The following is a 21,485-nucleotide window of genomic DNA, read 5'->3' on the forward strand; positions in this document are numbered from 1 at the left end:
ATCATTTTTAAAAAAAGTTTTTTAAGCAATTTCAGTAGTTGTTAATGTTTTTGGATGCGTCTTAGCGACTCTTAATATATTACAACAGCTCCATCTAATCGTCAACAATTTTTTCGATAAAAGTTTCAACTTAGTTAATATTATAGCTAAAATAATTAAATATTATGAGTATCTACTATTTAAATGTACAATTAACAAAAAAATTAAAGATACCCTCATAAATCGTAAATTATAACTGCTTTAGATTAATTATTAAAATGAATTTCAGTTTAAACAGATATTCATTTTCCACTGTTTGATCAGGACCGTGATAAGGATTTTACCATCAAAAGTTTCACAAAAGATATTGCATCGAAATTTTATAATTCTCAATAACCTTCTTTTTTATACATAACACTTGAAAAATCTATCTTTATAGTCCATTTCCTTCCAAAATTTATAATCCATATGTCTGTCCCTGCCCTTCATTCATTTTGTAAAAAACCTTTATAATCATAGCGTTTTCAACTGCTGGATTTCGTTCAATATGAATTTAATAATTGTCTCTACATTTACATTCTCTGTAGCAATCTCTCGTCCAAAGTTATACTTCTCATAGGCGTCTAAACATTTATCGGTTTGATGGAAGCACCAATTCCCCTCCTGCTCCCCACGTTCCTTAAGTCTTTTATGAATCGTTTCCTTACTGGCTGTTAAACAAAAATGATAGGTTTGTTCGTCTATACTTTTGAAACCATTATAAATATAGTCAAAGTACTCAGGCTTCCGGATGGTCATAGGCACAATTAAATGCAGCTGATAGTGCTGAACTAAACGTCTTGCCATTTCTACCGTTAGTTCTTTCCATAATACAAAATCCTGAAAATCACCTGTCGTTGCTTCTGCACGCTTAATATCATTTGGGAGAATATGTCTCAGCATCCCCCCGACCAATTCAGGGTCATAAATCATACTGTTCGCCAATTCTTCATTCAGTGCCTGTGCAGTAGTTGTTTTTCCAACACCAAAAGCACCGTTTATCATAATGATCATGTAGTTTGCTCCTTTTCCTTTAAATCCAGTTCATCTACGATAGTCTTTATTAAGGGGTCTAATGGATTTATAATCTCTGCGTCTACTTTTTTCGAGGCATCCACCATAGATAACAGGGCTACTGAAATAACCTTTTCTTCTTTAATCATCGTATTTATATAGTCATAAATAGTCTTATCATATTGTGACTTGTGGCCCTTCGTGATTAAATCAAACGTGTTTTCAATAACCTTTACCTCTATATCAATGTTTTTTTGATGTTCGTGCGCATATTGATGTAGACGTGACAACGTACCGCTAACTGTAGCCGGGTTTGTAAATAGCAGGACTTGTGGACTTTGGATATTACAAATACATTCAAAGTAGGGCTCATCAATTTTTAGTATTGGGAGAGAAACTGTATGTTCTTGTAAAATAACAATATAATTCGTACATGTAATTAAAATCGCATCGACATGACAGCTAGCAATCCATTCTAATTGCTCCTTCACCTTATGTTTCGCATCATCAATTGTGAAAGCGCTATTTGTAGTAACTTGCTGCATTAATGCTGGGTCAACAAAATGCAGGAGCTCAATGTCATATAAGGATAGTGCATTTTCGATATACGCAATGTTGGAATGATGCGCATGTAAACAGGCTAATGTTTTTTTCATATACTATTCACCCTCACTAGTAACCTTTTTTACAGGTAGATATTGATCGAGCTTGTCCACAACTTTTGGTTGTTGCCTTGTTGCAGTTGCTTTTGAAGATATATTTATTTGTTGAATATTGTGGGGGAATGTTATTTTCACAGTTTTCCCTCCAATTTATGAAGCTTTTTGATTGTTATCGGAAATTTTTAGTATTTATTCAATTAATTGAACTGATTCACCAAAAAAAAGCGAAGAGCGTCCTCAGCTCTTCACCTTCTTCCTGTTTATTTCAACCAATATTCTATAATTGTTCGCCAATCACTTTCAACATGACTTAGTTCAAATGTTTGAAGTGGGTATGGTCGGAATGTTGGGGCGGATAAGTTGCGATTGGTTTCATCTAAGAAAATAGGATATAGTTCTTCCGGTCCCGAAATAACCGCTACATCTGTCAGTTCTTTTTTTTCTGCTTTTGGCTTGGATTCAGCCTTTAAATCTACCGTCTGGATGCGTGGTGGTGTAGGTTGTTCTGTCTCTTCGACTACCCCATGATCACTCGAATCCACTGCTAATGCCTCATGTTGATTTAATTGTGATTTATAGACAAAATATTTTTCAACAGGCTGTAGCTGAGTATTGCCGTTTTCATCAAGCAGATAGATATACTGCGCTTTGTCGTCCTCATCGTTCTCAACTTGAACGAGCCAGTCATTATTTACACCGAGGCTATATGGCTGTTCATGGACCGTAATATCCACAGTGGCCAATGTGCCTATAGGCGTATCGGATAAATCCTCATTTAATAAAATACTAACTTCATATACCGTTTCATCAGCATTGATTTTTTCATGCTTTTTCATTTCTTGAAAGGCTATCGATGCACGTGCTGGAATTTGTTGCTTTTCGATCACGGTGCCATCTATCGTTAATTCATTATCCTGCCCTTCAAACAATGTTATATTGGCAAATTGATTTTCTTCAATTTCTTGCCATTGCTTTGGCGTTACATACGTAACAAGCTTCTTATCAGCGGATTGGATATGGAAGATAATCGAATCCCCTTCTAGCACAATTTCCTTCACAACGCCTTCTACAGGAGACGTTAGCATATTGTTTTCGCTCAACTGGGCAATACGACTAGACAATAATTCCATTTGACGCTCTGTTTCAGCTATGGCACGTTGAATAATCGCAATTCCCTCGATTGTTGGTGTTCCTTGTTCAATCCCTAAATTAATGGATAGTGTCAAATTCCAAATATCTTCTACACTTACCGAATCAGAATCCACTGTAGATGTTGGGGATGTCTCGGTACCAACGTTTTCTAGCTGTGAAAGAACATCTCTTAAATCTTCCAGCTCATTTTCATAGGCAGCTAGATCCGATTGTAGTCGTGCGGTTTCTTTCTCTGTTTCCTCTAGCTTAAACAGTACTAATTCTCCCAGAACATCTACAGTTTGTCCTTCCGTTACGAGCACTTCATTAATCGCTTGAACAGGGGCTGCGATAAATTGCTCATTGCTTGAAGTGACAATGGCATTTGTCGAGAGGATTTTCTCATGGTCTTTCGTTACGGCAAAATGTGCATCATTTATATAATATTTCTTTAAAATAATATCATTATCTCTTAATAGTAAATAGGCATTCACGAATACAAGTAATGCCATGATTGAACCTGTGATTTTGACCTTTTTTGATAGTTGCATTATTAACCAAGCCACCCTTCAATCCATGTAGCCACTGGTAAAATGCTAATAAAGGCTACAATTGCTGCAAGTATCAATTGAAGAAGAATTAGATTAATAAGTAAAGCCTTTTTTCGATTTTCCCATTGTGCTAAAAATGTATATTGAATCCAAACCGTTACAACAGTTGCAGCCGTAATCTGATTAAGGAAATAGAGCAAATAATCCTGATAATATACATACGAAACGATTGGAGCCATCGAGAAAAATGTAAATGGTGTTGCAAAGCCAACCGCTGCAAAAATAATAACAGTAATCAACTTTTCTACAATAATAATCGGAATTACATAAAGCTGTATCTTTTGGATCCAACGATAGGGAATATCATTCGTAAAAGCATATAAAATGCCCGGAATAAAATAATAATAGAATAGGAAATAGAAAACTCCTGTCAAAACAGCGCCAACTAACGAAATTAGCCGCGCAAAACGGTACTGATCATACTCTCCATTTACGAGTAAATATGTCAGTTGCGTTGTGTTCATACCCCATATCTCACGTACAACAAAATATGTGAGAGTAAACCCTAAAATAATTGCTACCCACTTTATGTAACCTTTTAGCTTTCCGTTCTCGCTACTTTCTAAATTATGTGTTAGGCGAGAGGGTTGGGAAAGCTGTTGCCAGTAATGAAATTCACTCATATTCTCACCTCGTTTAAGTTTTATTCCCCAATTCTACGTATATCTAACTATATGTAAGATTATTATTAACACTTCCTATTAAATTCGTTCTCTATTATACACTCTTTTTCGATTCAAATTGTTCTAAATAAATATTTAATTGCTGAATAAGAATAGAGCCGATATTTCTGTTCTTAGAGTTCATACATCCGCAAACTTTTATCTAACTAAAAAACGAAACAGGCCATTTTCGCTGCTTCGTTTTAGCTTGTTATTGAGCTAATGCATTTTGAATATGTGCTAGGTGGTGCTCCTCATGCCATGCGAGCTTAGCGATTTTAGTTGCCACCCTGACTTCACCATTTACCTGATGTGTGAATATGCGTTGTAATTGGGCTTCACTCAGATGCTTGCCTAATTCTACAATGCGTTCGTTGAGGCCCTCTAGCATTTTAATCGAGCTTTCTACAGGAAGGTTTGTGTCTGGCTGAATGGCCCACTTTTCCTCATCAAAAGCTGGTACTGTCGGGTTATTATCGGTTAATGCGAGCTTTAAACGCTGATACATATTCAACTGTGAATCCGTGATATGATGTACAAGCTGACGCACATTCCAGCTACCTTCACGATACGTTTTATTTAAATCCTCATCACTTAGGCCGTCTACCACTTCACGCAAACGCTGTGTATATGTTTCGATTTGAATTAACCATTCTCGAACATTTTCAGATGTTACATGTTCAGGCACTTGCAATTGACCAATTGGGTATTTTACGTCCATTTTCATCTTCCTTCCTTTTGATATTAAGTTAACTATATCGAATCAGATTCATAATTGCATATTATTAATCCAACTTTTTCAACATCGCACAAAGTCTCTAAAAAAAGGAACTGTCATTACAGTTCCTGAAATCATTGGCTATTTCATTAATTTGTATCAAAAAAAGTTGGAGCAACATCTACATTTTTTAACCATCGTTGTTCTTGGCCATTCATTTTATCTTTAATCCATACATCACCCTTGTTTGCCTTTTCAGATGTTCGATACCAAGTAATCGTTGAACCAACCACTTGAGGAGAATTGTCTAATTGATTGTTCTTTGGAAAAGTTAGCTGCATTTGTTCTCCTGTTTGAATGTTAATTAGATAAAGCACTGTAAGCATCGTTGGAACTGGGCCCTCGTTCCACTTTTTGTTTTCTTTTGCCCGAGCAACAATTATTTCATTGGGGGAAAGCCATTCTAAATCAAGGTCAACATATCCTTTTGGTGTGTATTCCTTAGGTTTATTTGATGTTGGAATATCGGCAACGGCTGTATTTTTGTTTTCAACGTAAAATCTCCCTTCACCTGATATGAAGGCTAGTTGATTTTTTGTAGGTGCCCATTTGATCCAACTTCCATTCCCAAGCATTTTTCCAATCACTTGAAAGTTGTCCCCTACTGAAGATAGTACAGAAAGTGTATTGCTATCCATGGACCATGATGCGGTGGGTGTTAAAAGAAAACTATCCCATTTCCCATCAGGACTCCATTTAAAAGATTCTGCATCAATCGCAAATAAGTCGCTTGTATTTGTTTGAACAGTATAAAAAGGCTTTATCTTATTCGTATCAAGATTTGCATCTACGGGCACTTTAAATAGACGTACTGGTTCCCATCCCGTAGGAAGTAAATTGGACCCTGATGAAACGATAAAATCTTTTCCATTTGGGAACCACTCAAAATCACCAACACCTAAAGCTACATTTTCAAAGCCTTGAGGTCGTCCATTCTTTGTTTGTGTAACGTTTAGGACACCACCCGATGTGTAAGCTAGTTGATTAGATGTCGGTGACCATTTATAATTACTTGTTTTAATTGAAATATAGGGCAAATAGCTTTCTTTTTTCTTCACATCATAAATAAACAAGTTGGGGTTCTCACCATTTTTGTAACCAGTTGTATACGCAATAAATTGACCATCCTTTGACCACTGGGGATTGGAAACATACGTACCTTTTGTAAGTTGCGTTTCCTGATCGCCCTCTTTCAACCAAAGCTGATAATCCCGTATAAAGGCCGCTTTTAGTGGTGCTTCAGCAACAGCATTTATAGAAAAACTAAAGCTCATAAATAGTAGGAATAATAAAATTCGAATTGCCAATACTCACACCTCCTACTTATAAATTGTCCTTACGAAAGAGATATATCCGTAAATTGAACATAGCAGTAGTTGGTACTTATGATGATTTATCACAAAGGATAACAGCCACTTTTTCAGAATTCGTCATTCCATTAACTTCATGTAGCAATAGAATGAATACCTCCTAGTTCCAAACGGCATCGCGTCGCCACGTTATTTTCCAGGCTTAAGTGGAACACGTAGTACATCATCGTGATCATGGGTTGTATAATTCGAAATGAAAATGTCGAGCTCGGTTTTGTCAAAATTCTCATACACGTCCATTCTTTTATTATTCTCACTGCCAAATATCCCCTGAATAGCAGGCATTCCATACTGCCGCTCTTTTCCGTCCATGTAATAGGTTTGAATAACTCCACCGAATATTGTGTCTGAACTTGAAGATTCCACATAGAGGTTATTATCCTTCATATAATACGTCCATGAAATCGGATATCCCGCAATATGGGTTGTTAAACTTTGGGGTTCCACTGATATATCCGTCAAACGTATCGGATTGTTGTCGCCTTCAGCTTCATTGATACGGTGCTTGGCGATAAACGTCATAGGTTGATTCGCTAAGGACATCGCATCAATCCCAGTAATTTCAAAGCGTAGTTCCATCTCGTTAGGACCCATCCTTTTATCTAAATCTAGCATATACCCAGTTAACAGAGTTCCCCCTATATCCAGTTGATAATCTGTGTAAGGGAAAGTGTAATATCTACCTCTACCTTCAATGATAAGGCGAACTTGAGTTGGTGTTACCGTCATCTCGCGAATTTTTCTTTCCATCGGCATATTGTCCATTGGAATATTTAATACTTCTTTAAATGATGCATTTTTCAGTTGTTTTTTTTCTAAATTTAAATTTATGTTCCAAATGCCATTAGTAGTTTCTAGTGTTTGATCATAAGTTAACTGAAATTTAGCATTTTCTGCACGTAAGCTATCCGTTTTAAATACTTGCTGGCTTAAGTATTCTCCTTTTGCTCCAGGGGTTCCAGAAATAGAGATTCCAGCTTTTTCAATTGGTTGATTCATGTCATCCATTACTTCAATATGGGTCCAGCTTTCACTTGCCATTTTATTATCTGTAAACATGATGGATGTTCGAAGTAGTGTTTTTTCTTCAGGTTGCTCAAAAGCTTGCAATGTCACACTATCAATTCCATCCTGCTGAATTTTGAAAAACTGCGTATCGAAATTGTTAGGATCATAGTTAATTGGTCGACTTGTATCGCCTATGAACTTAATATTCTCTATCACAAACTCAACATTCATAGTCTTCTCTTTCGCTATCCAGTCCGTTTCAAAATACCCTTGGAACACACCGAGTTCATCGTTCCACTCGTGCACATAATTCCCTTCAATTAAATTACCATTTTGATCTTTCAATCCAATTTGCTCAAATCTAATATCTTTTCCACTCCATGACGCATTAGGTTTTATGCTATACAATAAAAACGTTCGATTATCATCTATAGATGCTGTATGCACGGTTAGCGTAATATCGTTCTTTGTAATGGATTGCTCGATTGATTGTCCGAATCCTTGTTCTAATGCTGTCTGAATCCCTTCTCTATAGGAAAGTACGTTAGACCAGTCATAAGTTAGTGCTCCATAAACAGGTGTTGCCAATAATGCAACGGTTAAACCCGCTATTAAAGCAAATCGTTTTCGTTTTCGAGGAACAATTACAATTGGTTTTCCTCCATTCGTTTTCAATTTATCCTGCTGAATATCGCTCCACATTTGATCAAAATCAGGGTAAGATATATTATTCGATTCCTTCATTTCTTTTTTTATCTTCTTTTCAAAGCGTTCCAAATTGATTCTCCCCCTTCAACCATGAGTTGTGATTAGATTCAAGCTTTTTGCGCAATATTTTCAATGCCTTGTGTAACCTCGATTTCACTGTGCCCACAGGTATTTTTAAGGTTTCAGCGATTTCTACCATCGATAGCTCTCCAATATAACGGAGGGTAACAACCGCCATCAATTTGTCCGGAAGCTGTTTCAAAAGTTCCTCCCACTCCGCTGCAACTGTTTTTTCCAATAGGATTGTGTCTACCGATTTAACTGATGTTGTGATTTGTTCATGAGACCTTTGGATTTGGTCCTGCTTTTCACGTTGGGTTTGATTTCTTTTCAGTAAATTTAAGCAATGATTCATCGCGATGCGCATAATCCATGCCCGTGTATGCTCAACATCTTTCCAATCTTGGCGAAAAATTGTAACAAACACGTCATGACAAATATCTTCTGCATCTTGTTTGTTCCGTAGCATGTAATAACAAGTACGGTACACATCTTTGTTATAGGCATCGAATAATTCTCGTTCTGTCAATTCGAGGCACTCCTTTCTTGGCGTTATACTTTATAAACAAATGACCCTTGGTAAAGGTTCACTTTTTTTAGTTACTACAACACATTGCAAAGGAAATTTATTAGGAGACTACACATGAAAATTGAACGGCAATAATTGACTGCCTTGAAACCCCCAACTTATTTAAATAATTCTTCCTGCGTAATCTTCTTCAATCCACGAATCCTATTTTTCATAATATCTCCTAGATTAATTCCAAGTAAGCTTTATAATTCGTTTTTATTTCAACTAATAAAGCTCCTATTATTAGTAAGTTTACAGGAAAATCAGAAAATAAAATCAAAATAAAAAAGGGCTAATCCGTAAGATAAAAAACTTACAGATAGCCCTTTATTTCTGTACTATACTTCTTTTAACACATCTTGCTTCTACGTTAGACGTATCAACATGTCATCAACCTATTCGAAAACCACTACCAAAATCTCATTCTTTCTATATTTCCTCTTTTTGCAAATGCTTTATCAATCTCTCTAATTGCTTTATAGAGCTATCTATTTTATAATTTGCATAATCACTTACAAATTCCGCTAATACCTCTTGCCCCGGCTCAATAAAATGTTTGCCCTCAAATTTCAACATTTTATCCCAGGTTGTTTTGATTACGCTTATCTTTTTTTCTAAAATAACGATGACTTTATCGCGCTCTACATATTTCATATTGACTAAACCAATAATCATATCACCGATTGTTTGTGCATTTTCAAATAGTTTATAAATCTTTTTCGGTAACTCATCTCGACCTTTTTCAGTAATCGCAAAAACTTGTTTGTCTGGTCGATGTTCTTCTTTAATGACTTCTTTTACCTCGATAAATCCTTGCTTTGCCAATGATTCAAAATGGTAATATAACTTGCTTTCAGTCAAGCCATTTATCGTTTCAAGAGGCTGTAATTCTGAAATTTGTTTTTTTAATTTATATGGGTAATTATTTTCTTCCATTAATTTGGTCAAAATAAAAATTTGGATTGCCATTGTTTCAGCTCCTTAGGCAAATATTAGCTTTATTGTATCAAAACTAAACATTTACTTCAGCAGAAATTCAACATATACAATTTGTTTTCTATCCTATGCTTTATCTACTTGTAATGGCTTATGGAAAATCCAAACAATCACAATGTTAATTAGCATCGCTACAATACCAACTAAAGTTAATCCCATCAAAAATGGGCTGACGCTTGTGCTACCAAAAATATTAGCAAAATATGCTTGTACTGAGTAGTACATTGGTGAAATATAACTTGCCCACTCATATGGTGCATACATTAAGTCACGTGAAATCGTTGCTCCGTTTGCAATCGTTTGAAATAATAATACTGGTATATTTAACAGCATACCCGCTTCGCCAAATAAGAATATTACAGTTGCGGTAAAGTTAAAGCTTACCCAGTAATTTAGAATTTGTTGTTCCCAAATTTGGATAAACATTTCACCACTTACATCATTGATACCAAATGCTATTGCGGCAGAAATTAAACCAGCCAAAATACCAATGATGACAGCAGTTACTTGTACGTAGACGAATAAACGCGTTTTTGTCGCCTTTCCACGATTTGCTTTAAACGCACCAACTAATTGCATGGCGGCAATCATCGCCCCTACATATAAAGCCATCGTTAAAAACATCGGTAACATATTGTTATGCATACCGTCTGGAATATCATTAATCGTCACGATATTCCCTACATAGCTATTATCTATCTTCTCGGCCATTTCTTGCGCTTGCTCTTTAGGTACATTTAAGTTCATTAAAATACCTTCTGCTGTTTGCTGTGAAAATTGCGTACTTAATTGTGTATTAATTTGCGAAACAACTTGATTCATAGTAGATGCTACAACTGTTGCGCTCGCTTCATTGACAGTAAAATCGATGCTAGATGAAACATCTCCATTTTGTAAATTAGCTGAAAATGCTTCAGGTATATGAATCACTAAAGCAAGTTCATTATCTTCTAAATCTTCTAATGCTGCTTTATTTGAAATATTCGTTTTTATTTCTTCAAACGGAAGCTGTCCTTTTAAATTTTCTGCAATTTGAGCCCCGACTTCTCCTGTATCCTCATTAACAATCGCAATTGGTAACTGATCAATATTTCCCGGAATTGCTGTATAGCCAGGTAAAAAAATACCCAACATACACACTGCATAAAAAATCCCCATAAATATTGAGGATTTTGCGCCTTTCCCCTTTAAAAACTCTGTAAACTTCATCAATTAATTCCTCTCTAAAAAATCTCCATATTTATAAAATGAGTTTAATTAAACTACTCAAATTAAACTATGTCTGTAATTCTATAAAATTATGATTTCAATTGCAATTTAGACATTCTATCAAGGTAAATATTATTTTTATTTTTTGTCCAAATTATGAATAGCCCCTTTTATAATTACTATTTACCTATTAACAATATGTGCCGAAAATAAAAGTGCGGATTTATACAAAAGAATTGTACAAATCCGCACTTCATTAATATAAAAAGACTTAGTAGCTATAAAATATAAATAGTTTAATCAGCCAATTCGTCCTCTGTTACCCATTTATGATTCGTTACTTGCTCGCCTGTTGATGCTGTGAAATCCACCATATATACCGTTGTTTCGACTGCTGAATCAATTGTTGCAGTTGCTCCATTCATACCTGCCATATGATCTGCGTTCAATACAACCTCTGTTCCTGGCTTTAATGGTTTTTCGCTTGCATTTTCTAACTCCTCATGAATGACCCATTTATGATCGGTTACTGCTGCTCCACCAGTAGTTGGCGTATATGAAACGGTATAAACAACAGTATCAAAAGCACCTGAAATAGTTGCCTCTGCACCCTTCATACCATCCATATGGTCGGACTGAATTGTCGCTTTACTCCCAACAGGAAATGTCGGATTTTCAGCCTTTTTCAAACCCTCCGGAACTTCACCTGAACTAGAATGATTCATATTTGAATGATCCATTTCCGCCATGTTTTCCTCTTCAACATCTGGTGTTTTTTCTGCTTGATCACCAGCACAGGCTGAAAGTAGTAAAACGGTCGTTATTGAGGCTACGCTCATCACCATTTTCTTTTTCATCATTTATTCTCCCTTCTGTTTAACTTTCACCGCTTAGTATAGAGAAAAAATGTGAAAAAATTATGCAGAGGGTTGTTATTTTTTAATGAATGGCGCTTTTCATTAACACCATTTATAACCGATTCCCCACGCCGTCTTTAGAAAATCATCTGTTGGAAATCCTGCCTTTTTTAATTTATCTCTTAAATTGCGCATATGGGAATCAACGGTACGTATATCGGTTTCGGTTTCGTATTCCCAAGCCACATTTAATAACTCTTCTCGTGTGTAAGTTTTAGTTGGCCTCGAAATTAATGCTTTAATAATAGAGAACTCCTTTAGTGTCAATTGGCTCATGCAATCATAATAGTGTAGGCTATACATTTCCGTATTTAAAACAAAATCCTTAAACATGATTATTGTATCCGCGGTTCCATCCGAGCTACGACGCAACAAGGCATGAACCCTTGCTAATAACTCCCGATCATCAAATGGCTTTGTTATATAATCATCTGCGCCTGTATTTAATCCTTTGATAACATCTAATTTATCCGTACGTGCTGTTAGCATAATAATCGGGATATTGGAAAACTCCCGAATTAACTTACAGACATCCCAACCATCCATTTCGGGCATCATAACATCAAGCAGTACGAGACTCACTTTTTCTTTCTTTAAAATGTCTATTGCCTTTATACCGCTCGTTTCTTTTATGCATCTATACCCTTTAGGCACTAGAAATAATTCTAATAAATTTAACATTCTTTGTTCGTCATCAACTAAGAGAATGGTTTGCATCGTCAACTCTCCTCTAATGTTATTTGAAAAGTGCTGCCTCCCCCAACCACACTTTTGACCTCAATCGTCCCGCCATGTGCCTCTACTAACTCCTTCACTACTGCCAAGCCAATACCAGAACCACCATATTCCCGTGAGCGCGATTTTTCCACTCGGTATAATTTCTCGAAAATATAGCCAACTTTATCTGCCGGAATGCCAATCCCTGTATCTGTCACAGAAAGGATTGTTTGCTCTCCCTTTTTATAGGCATGTAATGTTGCAACTGAATGCGGGTTCGAATACTTTAACGCATTATCCAATAAATTCAAGATTACTTGCTCCATTCTTATCGGATCAGCAAATAATTGAAAATCCTCTTCGCAAATTAAATTTAAGGTCATTTCCTTTATTTCATAGGACGGCGCAACAAGCTTATAAATCGTTTCGAGAAAAGGACGAACCGGAAAATACACTTTAGACACGGTAAAGGAGGTTTCGTCAATTCTAGATAAATCTAATAAACTTTTCACTAAATCCTGCATGCGCTTTGATTCTTCACCAATAATTTGGAGATAGTGATTGCGTTCTTCATCAGTTAATTCTGTTCTCATCGCTACTTTCGAATAGCCCGATAAATAGGTTAAAGGTGTGCTCAATTCATGGGCGATTGCAGCAAGAAATTCATTTCGTTCACTCTTATAATGATTTAAATCATTGGCTAATTTCTGAATAGAACTAGATAACTCACCTAGCTCGTCTTTCTCCAGTACTGGTAGACTCACATTAAAATCACCCTTACTTAACTTTTCAGTAGCCTCTTTCATACGGATTAATGGTCTTGTTAAAATTTTAGATAGCACAAAATAAACAATTAATAGCACAATTAAAATGACCACTCCCGATATAATAAAGTGCCTGTTCATCTCGTCTACCATTTGGTTCAATGAATCCGTATTTTGAAACATAACGACATAGCCTGTTTGCTGGTCGTTCACTTCATAGGGATGTGCGCTTACGATGTAAGGAGACGTTAACCAATCCGAGACGATTACTGCATCTTCTTCGTTATGAAGATTATGAATAAGTGATTCGTATTTTTCGTTTAACTTGGTTGATTGAGCTGAGCTATTCAAAACGGCTCCTTCTCTATTGGTAATCATCACTTCTCTATTGCCATTCTTCTCCATGAGCACTATATGTTCAATGGTCATTTCCGTAAAATTTTCAACAAGGACATCTCGATGATTTGCACCATTCGCTAACAATAATGAAAATTCCTCATCCACTCTCGTATTCAACATATTTTGGTGAAGATGATACATTAAAAAGATTTCCATTATGAAAACGACAAGAAAAAAGTATGTAGCTAATTTAGTAGATATTTTACTCAAGCTTGAATCCGCTCCTCTCCAAAAAAGTATAAGCAAATAATGTGAAGAAAGTATGCAGAATAATGCTGTGTTTAGATATACGAGGCAGGGGTATGTTATTAACGTATCACAAAACACCGAGGAGGATTCAGATAATGCATAATCAATTTAAAGAATGTATCGAAGAATGTCTTACGTGTTTAACCATATGTAATCATTGTTATGATGTATGTTTAAAGGAAAAAGATCTCAACCTGTTAAAAGATTGCATCCGGTTAACTCGAGAATGTGCTGATATTTGTACTTTCGCTGCATCTGCTATGTCTTATGGAAGTCAGTTTGCTACTCAAATTTGCCAACTTTGCGCAGACATTTGTGACGCTTGTGCCACAGAATGTGAGAAACATAGCGATCACCATGAGCACTGCAAAAAGTGTGCTGAAGCTTGTAGAAGAACTATGGATGTTTGTAGAAACATGGCAAACTAACAAACAAGAAATTTTCGGTTCATTTCGAATTTAAAACGCCCTTGATTTTCTAGAAATGATGTAGCTCTAACCGTAGAAAATCAAGGGCATTCTATTATTTAAGTACGTCATCCTCCTTCACCATCGTAATAAATTCAGCTACTTCACTGCTAAACTCAGCTACTTGAACAAAACCAAGCTTTCGATATAAATGAATGGCTCTTTGATTAAATTTTGCCACCGTCAATCGGATGGGCGTATTTTTATAATTCTCTTCAATATACTGAATAACATAGGTGCAAAATTCAAAACCATTGCCTTTACCCACAAGATGCGGATTCATACCAATACCCATATCCACAAAATCTCCTGTGTAAACACCAAATCGATTTCCGATAGGTACTTGAGCATTTTTCCCAATGCAGAAAAAGCCGATTAATACTTTCCACTCATCAACAAGGGCGTAGTATGAGCCATCGAGTAATTCCTCCAACGCTTCATCTGACCGTTCATTATTATAAAAATCATAGGGCTTTTCGTATTTCCAATCCAGAATGCTGTTTGCCATTCCTTCCTTCATCTTTTCAATAACTAATTGCATATGCAAATCCCCCCTCATTTGTTTGATTTTTTGAAATTGCTTTCTTTTATGTAAAAACAGAAAAAGCACCCTGAACTAACGGATTGTACGTTGTCTCGGATGCTCGGCTAATACACTCTTTCTTAATTTTAAGGCTACTGGGTTCGTAGATGCAATAAATTGTTGTACATGCTCATATTGTTCCACCATTCTACCATTCTCTAAAATAGCAATTTGATCGGATAATAGGTACGCCGCTTTAATATCATGCGTAATAAAAACAAAAGTTAATTGTAATTCTTTTTTCAATCGCTTTAACAGCTCAATGATTTTCAATTGATTTACCACATCTAAACTACTAATGGGTTCATCTAGCACCAAAAGTTTCGGCTTTAAGGCAAGCGCTCTAGCAATATTAATACGCTGTAGTTGGCCACCACTAAACTCACCTGGATATTTGGTTAAATCATTTTTGTCTAAGCCCACTTGATGTAGCAGCTCTATAATATACGCCTGTTTCTCAAGCTTTTCAAAATTATCGAGAGGCTCTGCAATAATTTTTTCAGCCGTCATACGCGGATTGACCGCCGAAACAGAATCTTGAAAAACCACTTGTAAGTCGCGGCGTAACTGCTGCATCGTGGCACTTTTGGTCGTGTATAAATTTTGGCCTAAAAAAGTTACTTGTCCAAAAGTTGGTTTTTCAACACCTAAAATAATTTTGGCAAGCGTTGATTTTCCTAAACCGCTCGGACCTAAAATCGTAAAGTATTGTCCTTTTTGGATAGAAAGTGAAATCATGCGGAATGTGTGCGGTTTTCGGAATTCACGCGAGAATCCCCATTTTTTAACTCTTTTTTGGAGTGGCAATGTTCATGCACAAGCGCTTATAAATCCAATTGAATCTACTTCATTATGGAAAAAAGCATGGTATCTCTAACTTAGAGTGAAGAGTTATTTTCCAACAAAAAAAGACAACCATCAGCTTTGTACTGAGGTTGTCTTTTTTCTATAAACATTTAACATACATTTGTGAACAAGCGCAGGATTTTATTTGGCTTCTTCTATCTGCTCCACCCCTGCTGTTACTCGGCCAAGCCCTATTTTGATGGCATTTACGTATTCTTTTACCACTTGCTGCGCTACTTCCGATTGTGGATTTAGCATGTCAAAGCCATGGTAGGCACCTGGATATAGATGGAATTCCACATCAACGCCAGCCTGTGCCAATTTTGTCACGTACATAATCGTTTCGTCTCGGAAAGGATCTAACTGACCTACGCATGTATACGTATACGGCAAATTGCGATAATCCTCAGCTCGTGCCGGTGCAGCATAAATTGGTACATTCGCCGTCCCATGTAGCTCCCCTAAATAGCATGTCCAGCCAAATTCATTTGTTTTTTGATTCCAAACCATTCCCTCTTTCACTTCATTAGCAGAAGGCGTATTGTTGCCTTCATTAATCATTGGATAGAGTGGCATTTGGAAACAAACTGAAGGATAAGCGCGATCACGTGCCAGTAATGTCAAACCAGCAGTCAAACCACCACCAGCACTTGCTCCAGCTACACCTATTTTATGGGCATCTACTTGTAATTCTTCGGCGTGATTGGCAAGCCATGTTAACGCACTATAGCAGTCTTCAAGTGGTGCAGGATACGGGTGTTCCGGTGCTAGTCGATAATCCACCGAAACAACTACACAATTGGATGTTTCAACAACTTGTACACAAAGAGGGTCATTCTCGTTAATCCCCCCTAAAATATATCCGCCACCGTGAATCCAAAGTAAAGCCGGTAATACTGTCGTTTGATGTGCCGGTTTATAAATGCGAATACGGATATCATTTTCATCCACACCTAAAATTACTTTATCAAAAATTTCGACTGTTTCGGTACTAGCTAATGGCTGCTTTAATTCATCCATTGCTGTACGCATCGCTGGTAAGTTTTCCACCTTAAATTCAAAATCTTGAAAGGCTTCTAATCCAGGTAAAAACTCAGGATTCACTCGGTTAATCATGTCCATTCCTCCGTTGTCACTGTCAATTTTGACGCTCTGTACTAATCTATCGAGGGAGTAGTACAATCTCGAGAACGTTATTTTCCAACTGCTCCTAATATATGTATAATCAATCACACCAAGGCTTCAACTAATAGTGTTAATCTGTGTTTATAGTTATTTTTATCCTTAATTTTTTATAGTTGTCACAAATACCCATTATTTTCAGTTATATAAGCGAGAAAGGAGGGTGAATCGTTTGACTGAACTAAATAAACCTAAAGAAAATGCGGATTTAGTAGTAAAGCCTATTGTAGAACAAGTTCAAGCAGGTGATATCCATGCGTATACAGAAATCATTCGTCGCTTTCAAAAGCAAATATATATTTATTGTTATTACCTACTAAATAATAAGGAAGAGGCTGAAGATGCTGCACAAGACATATTTATCAAGGGACTAGAGAATATCAATCGTTTTTCTTATACAGTCTCCTTCTCGGCCTGGCTTTATAAGATTGCGCATAATCACTGCATTGATTTAACCAAAAAGAAAAACAAGCGCTTTAAGTTTATACAAAGCTTCCAAAAGCAGCATGTACATGATTCCGTACAAAACCACGAATCTAAATACGATGATATCATTCACGAGCTTTTAGATAAGTTAAATGCAGAAGAAAAAAGGATTCTACTGCTACGGTCTATAGAGGAATATAGCTTCGATGAAATTGCCTCTATTATGGAACTTAAACCCGCAACGGTTCGAAAAAAATATGAACGTTTACGCAAAAAGCTTATTCACGAAAAAAAATTAGGAGGGGGATATCTTGAACACTCGTTTAAAACGGAAGGATAAAGAGCTGGACCAGTTAGAGTTAGAAAGGTTAATTCGGGAAACACCTGTAGAAATTGATTTGGTCAATCGTACGATGAATAAATACGATAGTAGTCCATCTGCAAGCCATTCAGTGAACGTTAAAGCATCCAAAACCATCCGAAAAAGGCTGTTTCGGATTACCGCTTCTGTAGCAATGATTTTTAGTTTGATCATTATCACGGGTTTAATATCACCAACGATGGCGGCGACGATGAAAGAAGTGCCATTATTATCATCTGTTTTTAAATTTACAAGGGATCTTGGTCTGCACGCAGCAGATGAAAAGGAACTCTCAACAAAATTGAATAAAAGCGTTACGCATGAGGGCTATACATTAAATGTAACAGAGGTCGTGTATGACGGTACACGTGTTGCAATTGGGATTGAACACCTGCCTAAAGAGGGTGAAAATTCAAAAGAAAGTTTGTCAGATCAGATAAGTAAGATTGAACTTTTACTAAATGGTAAACCATTGGATCATACCAATTTTAGCGGCATTGTTGGACAACCAAGTAAGGATAATAATTCTGCGATTTTTGAATTTGCAGATTTGAGAAATCAAGGTGGAAAGCCTTTCCCGAAGCAGTTTAATTTGACATTATCCGCTACTATAACTGGGATTTCTGAGCCTTTTAAAATGGATATTCCAGTAAGTGATATTGGTAACTATGTAAAGCTACAACCTAATATAAGTAGAAAATACAAAAATAATCAGTTTACCATTGAACAAATTATGCTAACCCCTATTACAACTAGTATTACGACAAGAATAGCCTTGCTTGATAAATCAACTACTGTAGATTCTCGGGGAGGAATAAGTATCGACGTTTTTGATGAACAAGGTCATAAATTAAAAATAAGTAGTGGCAATAGACGCCGTGAGACAAATGAAGGAACTAGCGATTTAATCGAGGATTTACGGTTACACCCATTTGAAACCTTACCAAAAGCTATTACAATCAAACCGTATACCCATCTCTATGATTCCTACCCAAACGGATCATTCAAATTGGATAAAAACGGGGAACCAATCATTCAATACATCCCAGAGCTAGAAATAACAATACCGATTAACTCAAAAGAATAAAGTTTCACCGAAAACTCCCAATTAAATCCAATTCCCTTCAAAAAGCTATTGTTTTGAAGAAACCTCCATCAAAACAATAGCCCCCTTATTTTTTAAGCTTCTAATTGAAATTCAATGGATTTGGCTTGATACATTTTATCGCGATATTCATAACTAATTACAACACTACCAACAAAAGCACCTGGAGATAATTGTGGATGTAGTGTCGCAATAAGCTGATTATTTTTAACGCCATAATTAATTATGCTTCCAAAGTAAATCTCATTAAACATGGTTTCGGGGAGGAGCTTTAACTCTTTTACATTAATGACATCATGTTTCTCCCCAATCATTATTTCGGCCTTGCTTGGCGTTAAGCTTGCTTTCACATTTTTATTTATGATTGCCATCGGATGATCAACAAGCACCTCTTCAAAATGATTCGTATCTATATGAAAAACATGCACTTCTTGGTCTAAAACACCTGTACCATAACCTTTTGTTAAAATGACGATTAATTCGTTCTTTCTATCTTTATTAATATCTGCGTAATGTATTTGTGGCGCATAGGCTGGATTCGTCACATTTACCCAAAAAGGTCTTGAATAACTTTTCCCCTTGAAATCTATTTTAAAATCTCGAAAAACCCCATCCTTTTCCTTGGCATAGATCGTTATATTCTCTTTATCCAGTTTCGCTACCACAGTCTGTTCTGGAGTTGCTGCTACTGCAATATAAAGAGAACTTGCTAGAAGAATTACGAGTATAATCATCATATATTTTTTCATCAGGTCACCACCTCTTTGTACTAGTGTTCCCTAATGATGTTTTGCAATTCCTCTAATACATTCCATTAGTGTCATAGCAAGTTATAAATCATTTCGACACAACTCGATTCCAGCACGATAACCACCATTCACAGAGCCTTTCACCAAACTCACTTACTTTGAATCTGGTGACTGGTAGCCATAGGAATAAGCAAGGCAGTCAAAGCCGCATTTCTCTAAGATTGGTTTGCTCATTGGGCTAGCATCAACGGTAAGGAAAGGATGGTCCTTTTCATAAGCCTTTTGTGCACGCGCAGCTAGCAGCTTCGTGTAATAGCCTTTTCCTCGAAATGACGGTAATGTTGACCCACCCCAAAGACTAGCAAAGGATGAGTTTGCCTCCAAGTACATCCACGCCGCGCTGACAAGCTGTGTCCCTTCATAAATTCCGTAAAGGTATAATGTGTCCGGGTTACTTTGTTTATCCCGCAAAAGTCTTTTTCCAAGCTCTGCATGGGACTCATTCCAAATAGTGTCTTCCAGGTTCACAATTGCTTGAATCCCCTGTTCGTCCGTTATTTCCTTTACATCATGGAGCTGGCTATTGACCAGAAATGGATGCCCATCTGTTAATTTCATGACCATAAGTGCTTCAGGCTCACCATCTGTAAAGCCTTTCTGTTCAAGTAAGTCCTTCAAATGATCCGGCTTATCATAGCTATACACCTTCCACTCAAAATCTTGCTGAAGATTTTTAAAATAGCTTACTTCATTTTTGATAACCGCTGTTGCATTGTCACTATTGATATTCGAAGCAAGAATAAACCCCGATTCACCAAATTTTGAAATGTGACGCACTACATGCTCGGTTTCTTCCCTTATGTATCCAGGTGTTTGGGCCTCATACCTCAGTTCTTTGTGAAATAGTGAAATGATTTCAGTTTTATCCATCGTCGAGCTCCTTTTCGGTTAGATTCATTTGCTCATTAAATATATAACAGAGTAGATTCCTCTAGATTTAGTTATACGCTAACACGAAAAACTCCTGCATATCACTACAGGAGTTTCAATGTAACTGTTTTTCTAATCCCACCTTGCTTGTTTGCAAAATAAGATTGCCTATTTTCACAATACCTTATTGTGGGACTAGCATCTCCAGTAATAATGATACGTCATTTGTGGAGCCAACAGAAATGACCTTTTTTCGGTCGTCGTTAATATAACTCTTCAGATTCTCTGCGATATCTGATCTAGTAATAATAAAGTCTGCATCTTGAAGCGATTTCATGAGCGCATTTTTCGAAGTGGACACATCAATCTTATGAATTTCAGCAGAGGTCATTCGTTTTATTTCATCCAAATAAAAAATACATGAACTCATTTTACACTCAACAAAGAGATACCGCCGCTCTCGTTTCAAAGGTTGACCAAATAGCTGTATGTAGGCAAATCCAGATAGCAATACGTTCTCAACATGATAGCCTGCATCATCAGCCTTGTTCATGATTTGTTCTAAAAATGAAAAGTATGGGTTTTGTGTTTTAAACTGATTAATTTTTTCCACACTGGCAACTTGAGTTCCTTTACCACGTTGTATCGTCAAAAGTCCATCCTCTTTTAATTGGGAGTAGACACTTTGAATTGTGTTCCGATTAATCGATAATTGATTTGCTAATTGATTCGTTGAGGGCAGTATATCGCCCGGTTTAAGCAAATCTTTACCAATTAACAACTTAATCTGCTCTTTAATCTGCACATGAATCGGCAATGAGGAATCGGAGTCAATTTTAAATAGAGCTCTTGAATATTCCATGTTTAAGTAACCAACTTTCAAAGTTAACTAATTCTCTATACATGTTGAGTTTAATTAAGACAAACTAAAAAATCAAGCTAGACCCGTTAATTATACATCAATAGAAGTTATGAAGTTTGACAATCATCAC

Annotated in this window: 23 protein-coding genes; 3 read left to right on the forward strand and 20 right to left on the reverse strand. The window is 36.4% G+C overall.

The genetic code is table 11. The annotated features are described in order from the left end of the window. Positions 1-492: 492 nt before the first annotated feature. From MKX47_RS18810 to MKX47_RS18875, 14 genes are all read right to left on the reverse strand, one after another. Positions 493-1,032: an AAA family ATPase gene (locus tag MKX47_RS18810; RefSeq protein ID WP_340777202.1), complete on the reverse strand. Its 540-nt coding sequence runs from the start codon at positions 1,030-1,032 to the stop codon at positions 493-495. Then, positions 1,029-1,688: a hypothetical protein gene (locus MKX47_RS18815; protein WP_340777205.1), complete on the reverse strand. Its 660-nt coding sequence runs from the start codon at positions 1,686-1,688 to the stop codon at positions 1,029-1,031. The genes MKX47_RS18810 and MKX47_RS18815 overlap by 4 nt, the downstream gene beginning before the upstream one ends. 3 nt (positions 1,689-1,691) lie before the next feature. After that, positions 1,692-1,829, reverse strand: coding sequence for a hypothetical protein (locus MKX47_RS18820; RefSeq protein ID WP_340777208.1), 138 nt, complete (start codon positions 1,827-1,829; stop codon positions 1,692-1,694). A gap of 125 nt (positions 1,830-1,954) precedes the next feature. Further along, positions 1,955-3,376: an HlyD family secretion protein gene (locus MKX47_RS18825; protein ID WP_340777211.1), complete on the reverse strand. Its 1,422-nt coding sequence runs from the start codon at positions 3,374-3,376 to the stop codon at positions 1,955-1,957. Positions 3,377-3,378: 2 nt separating this feature from the next. Beyond that, positions 3,379-4,059 carry an amino acid transporter gene (locus MKX47_RS18830; RefSeq protein WP_340777213.1) on the reverse strand — a complete coding sequence of 227 codons (681 nt, stop codon included), beginning with the start codon at positions 4,057-4,059 and terminating at the stop codon, positions 3,379-3,381. A 250-nt stretch (positions 4,060-4,309) separates the two neighbouring features. After that, entirely contained in the window at positions 4,310-4,819 is a 510-nt protein-coding gene (locus MKX47_RS18835) for a YfiT family bacillithiol transferase (RefSeq protein ID WP_340777216.1), read from the reverse strand. 146 nt (positions 4,820-4,965) lie between these two features. Next, positions 4,966-6,183, reverse strand: a complete 1,218-nt coding sequence (locus MKX47_RS18840) for a translocation protein TolB (protein WP_340777219.1) — start codon at positions 6,181-6,183, stop codon at positions 4,966-4,968. A 192-nt stretch (positions 6,184-6,375) separates the two neighbouring features. After that, positions 6,376-8,031, reverse strand: a complete 1,656-nt coding sequence (locus tag MKX47_RS18845; RefSeq protein WP_340777220.1) for a DUF4179 domain-containing protein — start codon at positions 8,029-8,031, stop codon at positions 6,376-6,378. Next, positions 8,018-8,551 (reverse strand): RNA polymerase sigma factor, encoded by a 534-nt coding sequence (locus MKX47_RS18850; RefSeq protein ID WP_340777223.1) that lies wholly within the window; start codon positions 8,549-8,551, stop codon positions 8,018-8,020. The genes MKX47_RS18845 and MKX47_RS18850 overlap by 14 nt, the downstream gene beginning before the upstream one ends. A gap of 471 nt (positions 8,552-9,022) precedes the next feature. Continuing rightward, the gene (locus tag MKX47_RS18855; protein ID WP_340777227.1) at positions 9,023-9,562 is read right to left on the reverse strand and encodes a PadR family transcriptional regulator; all 540 of its coding nucleotides are present in this window, start codon (positions 9,560-9,562) and stop codon (positions 9,023-9,025) included. A gap of 93 nt (positions 9,563-9,655) precedes the next feature. Further along, the gene (locus MKX47_RS18860) at positions 9,656-10,798 is read right to left on the reverse strand and encodes a YhgE/Pip domain-containing protein (RefSeq protein ID WP_340777229.1); all 1,143 of its coding nucleotides are present in this window, start codon (positions 10,796-10,798) and stop codon (positions 9,656-9,658) included. Between the two features lie 296 nt (positions 10,799-11,094). Next, positions 11,095-11,658 carry a YdhK family protein gene (locus tag MKX47_RS18865; RefSeq protein ID WP_340777230.1) on the reverse strand — a complete coding sequence of 188 codons (564 nt, stop codon included), beginning with the start codon at positions 11,656-11,658 and terminating at the stop codon, positions 11,095-11,097. Positions 11,659-11,757: 99 nt separating this feature from the next. Continuing rightward, positions 11,758-12,432, reverse strand: a complete 675-nt coding sequence (locus MKX47_RS18870; protein ID WP_340777232.1) for a response regulator transcription factor — start codon at positions 12,430-12,432, stop codon at positions 11,758-11,760. A 2-nt stretch (positions 12,433-12,434) separates the two neighbouring features. Next, positions 12,435-13,805: a sensor histidine kinase gene (locus tag MKX47_RS18875; protein WP_340777235.1), complete on the reverse strand. Its 1,371-nt coding sequence runs from the start codon at positions 13,803-13,805 to the stop codon at positions 12,435-12,437. Between the two features lie 299 nt (positions 13,806-14,104). On the opposite strand from MKX47_RS18875, the gene MKX47_RS18880 reads away from it, so the two are divergent. After that, positions 14,105-14,272 (forward strand): four-helix bundle copper-binding protein, encoded by a 168-nt coding sequence (locus MKX47_RS18880; protein WP_340777889.1) that lies wholly within the window; start codon positions 14,105-14,107, stop codon positions 14,270-14,272. 94 nt (positions 14,273-14,366) lie between these two features. On the opposite strand, the gene MKX47_RS18885 is transcribed toward MKX47_RS18880, so the two are convergent. From MKX47_RS18885 to MKX47_RS18895, 3 genes are all read right to left on the reverse strand, one after another. After that, the gene (locus MKX47_RS18885) at positions 14,367-14,852 is read right to left on the reverse strand and encodes a GNAT family N-acetyltransferase (protein ID WP_340777237.1); all 486 of its coding nucleotides are present in this window, start codon (positions 14,850-14,852) and stop codon (positions 14,367-14,369) included. 75 nt (positions 14,853-14,927) lie between these two features. Further along, on the reverse strand, positions 14,928-15,701 hold the full coding sequence (locus tag MKX47_RS18890) for an ATP-binding cassette domain-containing protein (protein WP_340777239.1): 774 nt from the start codon (positions 15,699-15,701) through the stop codon (positions 14,928-14,930). Between the two features lie 180 nt (positions 15,702-15,881). Beyond that, positions 15,882-16,856, reverse strand: a complete 975-nt coding sequence (locus tag MKX47_RS18895) for an alpha/beta hydrolase (protein ID WP_340777241.1) — start codon at positions 16,854-16,856, stop codon at positions 15,882-15,884. Between the two features lie 238 nt (positions 16,857-17,094). Here MKX47_RS18895 and MKX47_RS18900 point away from each other — a divergent pair, with 238 nt between their 5' ends. Both MKX47_RS18900 and MKX47_RS18905 read left to right on the forward strand, forming a co-directional pair. Then, complete coding sequence (locus tag MKX47_RS18900; protein ID WP_340777244.1) at positions 17,095-17,688, forward strand: RNA polymerase sigma factor; 594 nt, start codon at positions 17,095-17,097, stop codon at positions 17,686-17,688. Beyond that, on the forward strand, positions 17,660-18,796 hold the full coding sequence (locus MKX47_RS18905) for a DUF4179 domain-containing protein (protein ID WP_340777246.1): 1,137 nt from the start codon (positions 17,660-17,662) through the stop codon (positions 18,794-18,796). The genes MKX47_RS18900 and MKX47_RS18905 overlap by 29 nt, the downstream gene beginning before the upstream one ends. 92 nt (positions 18,797-18,888) lie before the next feature. Here the strand turns inward: MKX47_RS18905 and MKX47_RS18910 are convergent, their stop codons facing one another. The 3 genes from MKX47_RS18910 to MKX47_RS18920 form a co-directional block, all read right to left on the reverse strand. After that, positions 18,889-19,563: a hypothetical protein gene (locus MKX47_RS18910; protein ID WP_340777248.1), complete on the reverse strand. Its 675-nt coding sequence runs from the start codon at positions 19,561-19,563 to the stop codon at positions 18,889-18,891. Positions 19,564-19,716: 153 nt separating this feature from the next. Then, positions 19,717-20,493 (reverse strand): GNAT family N-acetyltransferase, encoded by a 777-nt coding sequence (locus MKX47_RS18915; protein ID WP_340777252.1) that lies wholly within the window; start codon positions 20,491-20,493, stop codon positions 19,717-19,719. Positions 20,494-20,677: 184 nt separating this feature from the next. After that, entirely contained in the window at positions 20,678-21,355 is a 678-nt protein-coding gene (locus MKX47_RS18920; RefSeq protein WP_340777254.1) for a GntR family transcriptional regulator, read from the reverse strand. Positions 21,356-21,485: the final 130 nt, after the last annotated feature.

The organism is Solibacillus sp. FSL R7-0668 (assembly GCF_038006205.1).
Taxonomy (GTDB): Bacteria; Bacillota; Bacilli; order Bacillales_A; family Planococcaceae; genus Solibacillus.

Excerpts from the sequence above, each read along its gene's own strand:
- MKX47_RS18810 (WP_340777202.1), bottom strand. The coding sequence starts at position 1,032 with ATGATCATTATGATAAACGGTGCTTTTGGTGTTGGAAAAACAACTACT.
- MKX47_RS18815 (WP_340777205.1), bottom strand. The coding sequence starts at position 1,688 with ATGAAAAAAACATTAGCCTGTTTACATGCGCATCATTCCAACATTGCG.
- MKX47_RS18825 (WP_340777211.1), bottom strand. The coding sequence starts at position 3,376 with ATGCAACTATCAAAAAAGGTCAAAATCACAGGTTCAATCATGGCATTA.
- MKX47_RS18830 (WP_340777213.1), bottom strand. The coding sequence starts at position 4,059 with ATGAGTGAATTTCATTACTGGCAACAGCTTTCCCAACCCTCTCGCCTA.
- MKX47_RS18835 (WP_340777216.1), bottom strand. The coding sequence starts at position 4,819 with ATGGACGTAAAATACCCAATTGGTCAATTGCAAGTGCCTGAACATGTA.
- MKX47_RS18855 (WP_340777227.1), bottom strand. The coding sequence starts at position 9,562 with ATGGCAATCCAAATTTTTATTTTGACCAAATTAATGGAAGAAAATAAT.
- MKX47_RS18860 (WP_340777229.1), bottom strand. The coding sequence starts at position 10,798 with ATGAAGTTTACAGAGTTTTTAAAGGGGAAAGGCGCAAAATCCTCAATA.
- MKX47_RS18865 (WP_340777230.1), bottom strand. The coding sequence starts at position 11,658 with ATGATGAAAAAGAAAATGGTGATGAGCGTAGCCTCAATAACGACCGTT.
- MKX47_RS18870 (WP_340777232.1), bottom strand. The coding sequence starts at position 12,432 with ATGCAAACCATTCTCTTAGTTGATGACGAACAAAGAATGTTAAATTTA.
- MKX47_RS18880 (WP_340777889.1), top strand. The coding sequence starts at position 14,105 with ATGTCTTATGGAAGTCAGTTTGCTACTCAAATTTGCCAACTTTGCGCA.
- MKX47_RS18885 (WP_340777237.1), bottom strand. The coding sequence starts at position 14,852 with ATGCAATTAGTTATTGAAAAGATGAAGGAAGGAATGGCAAACAGCATT.
- MKX47_RS18895 (WP_340777241.1), bottom strand. The coding sequence starts at position 16,856 with ATGATTAACCGAGTGAATCCTGAGTTTTTACCTGGATTAGAAGCCTTT.
- MKX47_RS18910 (WP_340777248.1), bottom strand. The coding sequence starts at position 19,563 with ATGAAAAAATATATGATGATTATACTCGTAATTCTTCTAGCAAGTTCT.
- MKX47_RS18915 (WP_340777252.1), bottom strand. The coding sequence starts at position 20,493 with ATGGATAAAACTGAAATCATTTCACTATTTCACAAAGAACTGAGGTAT.
- MKX47_RS18920 (WP_340777254.1), bottom strand. The coding sequence starts at position 21,355 with ATGGAATATTCAAGAGCTCTATTTAAAATTGACTCCGATTCCTCATTG.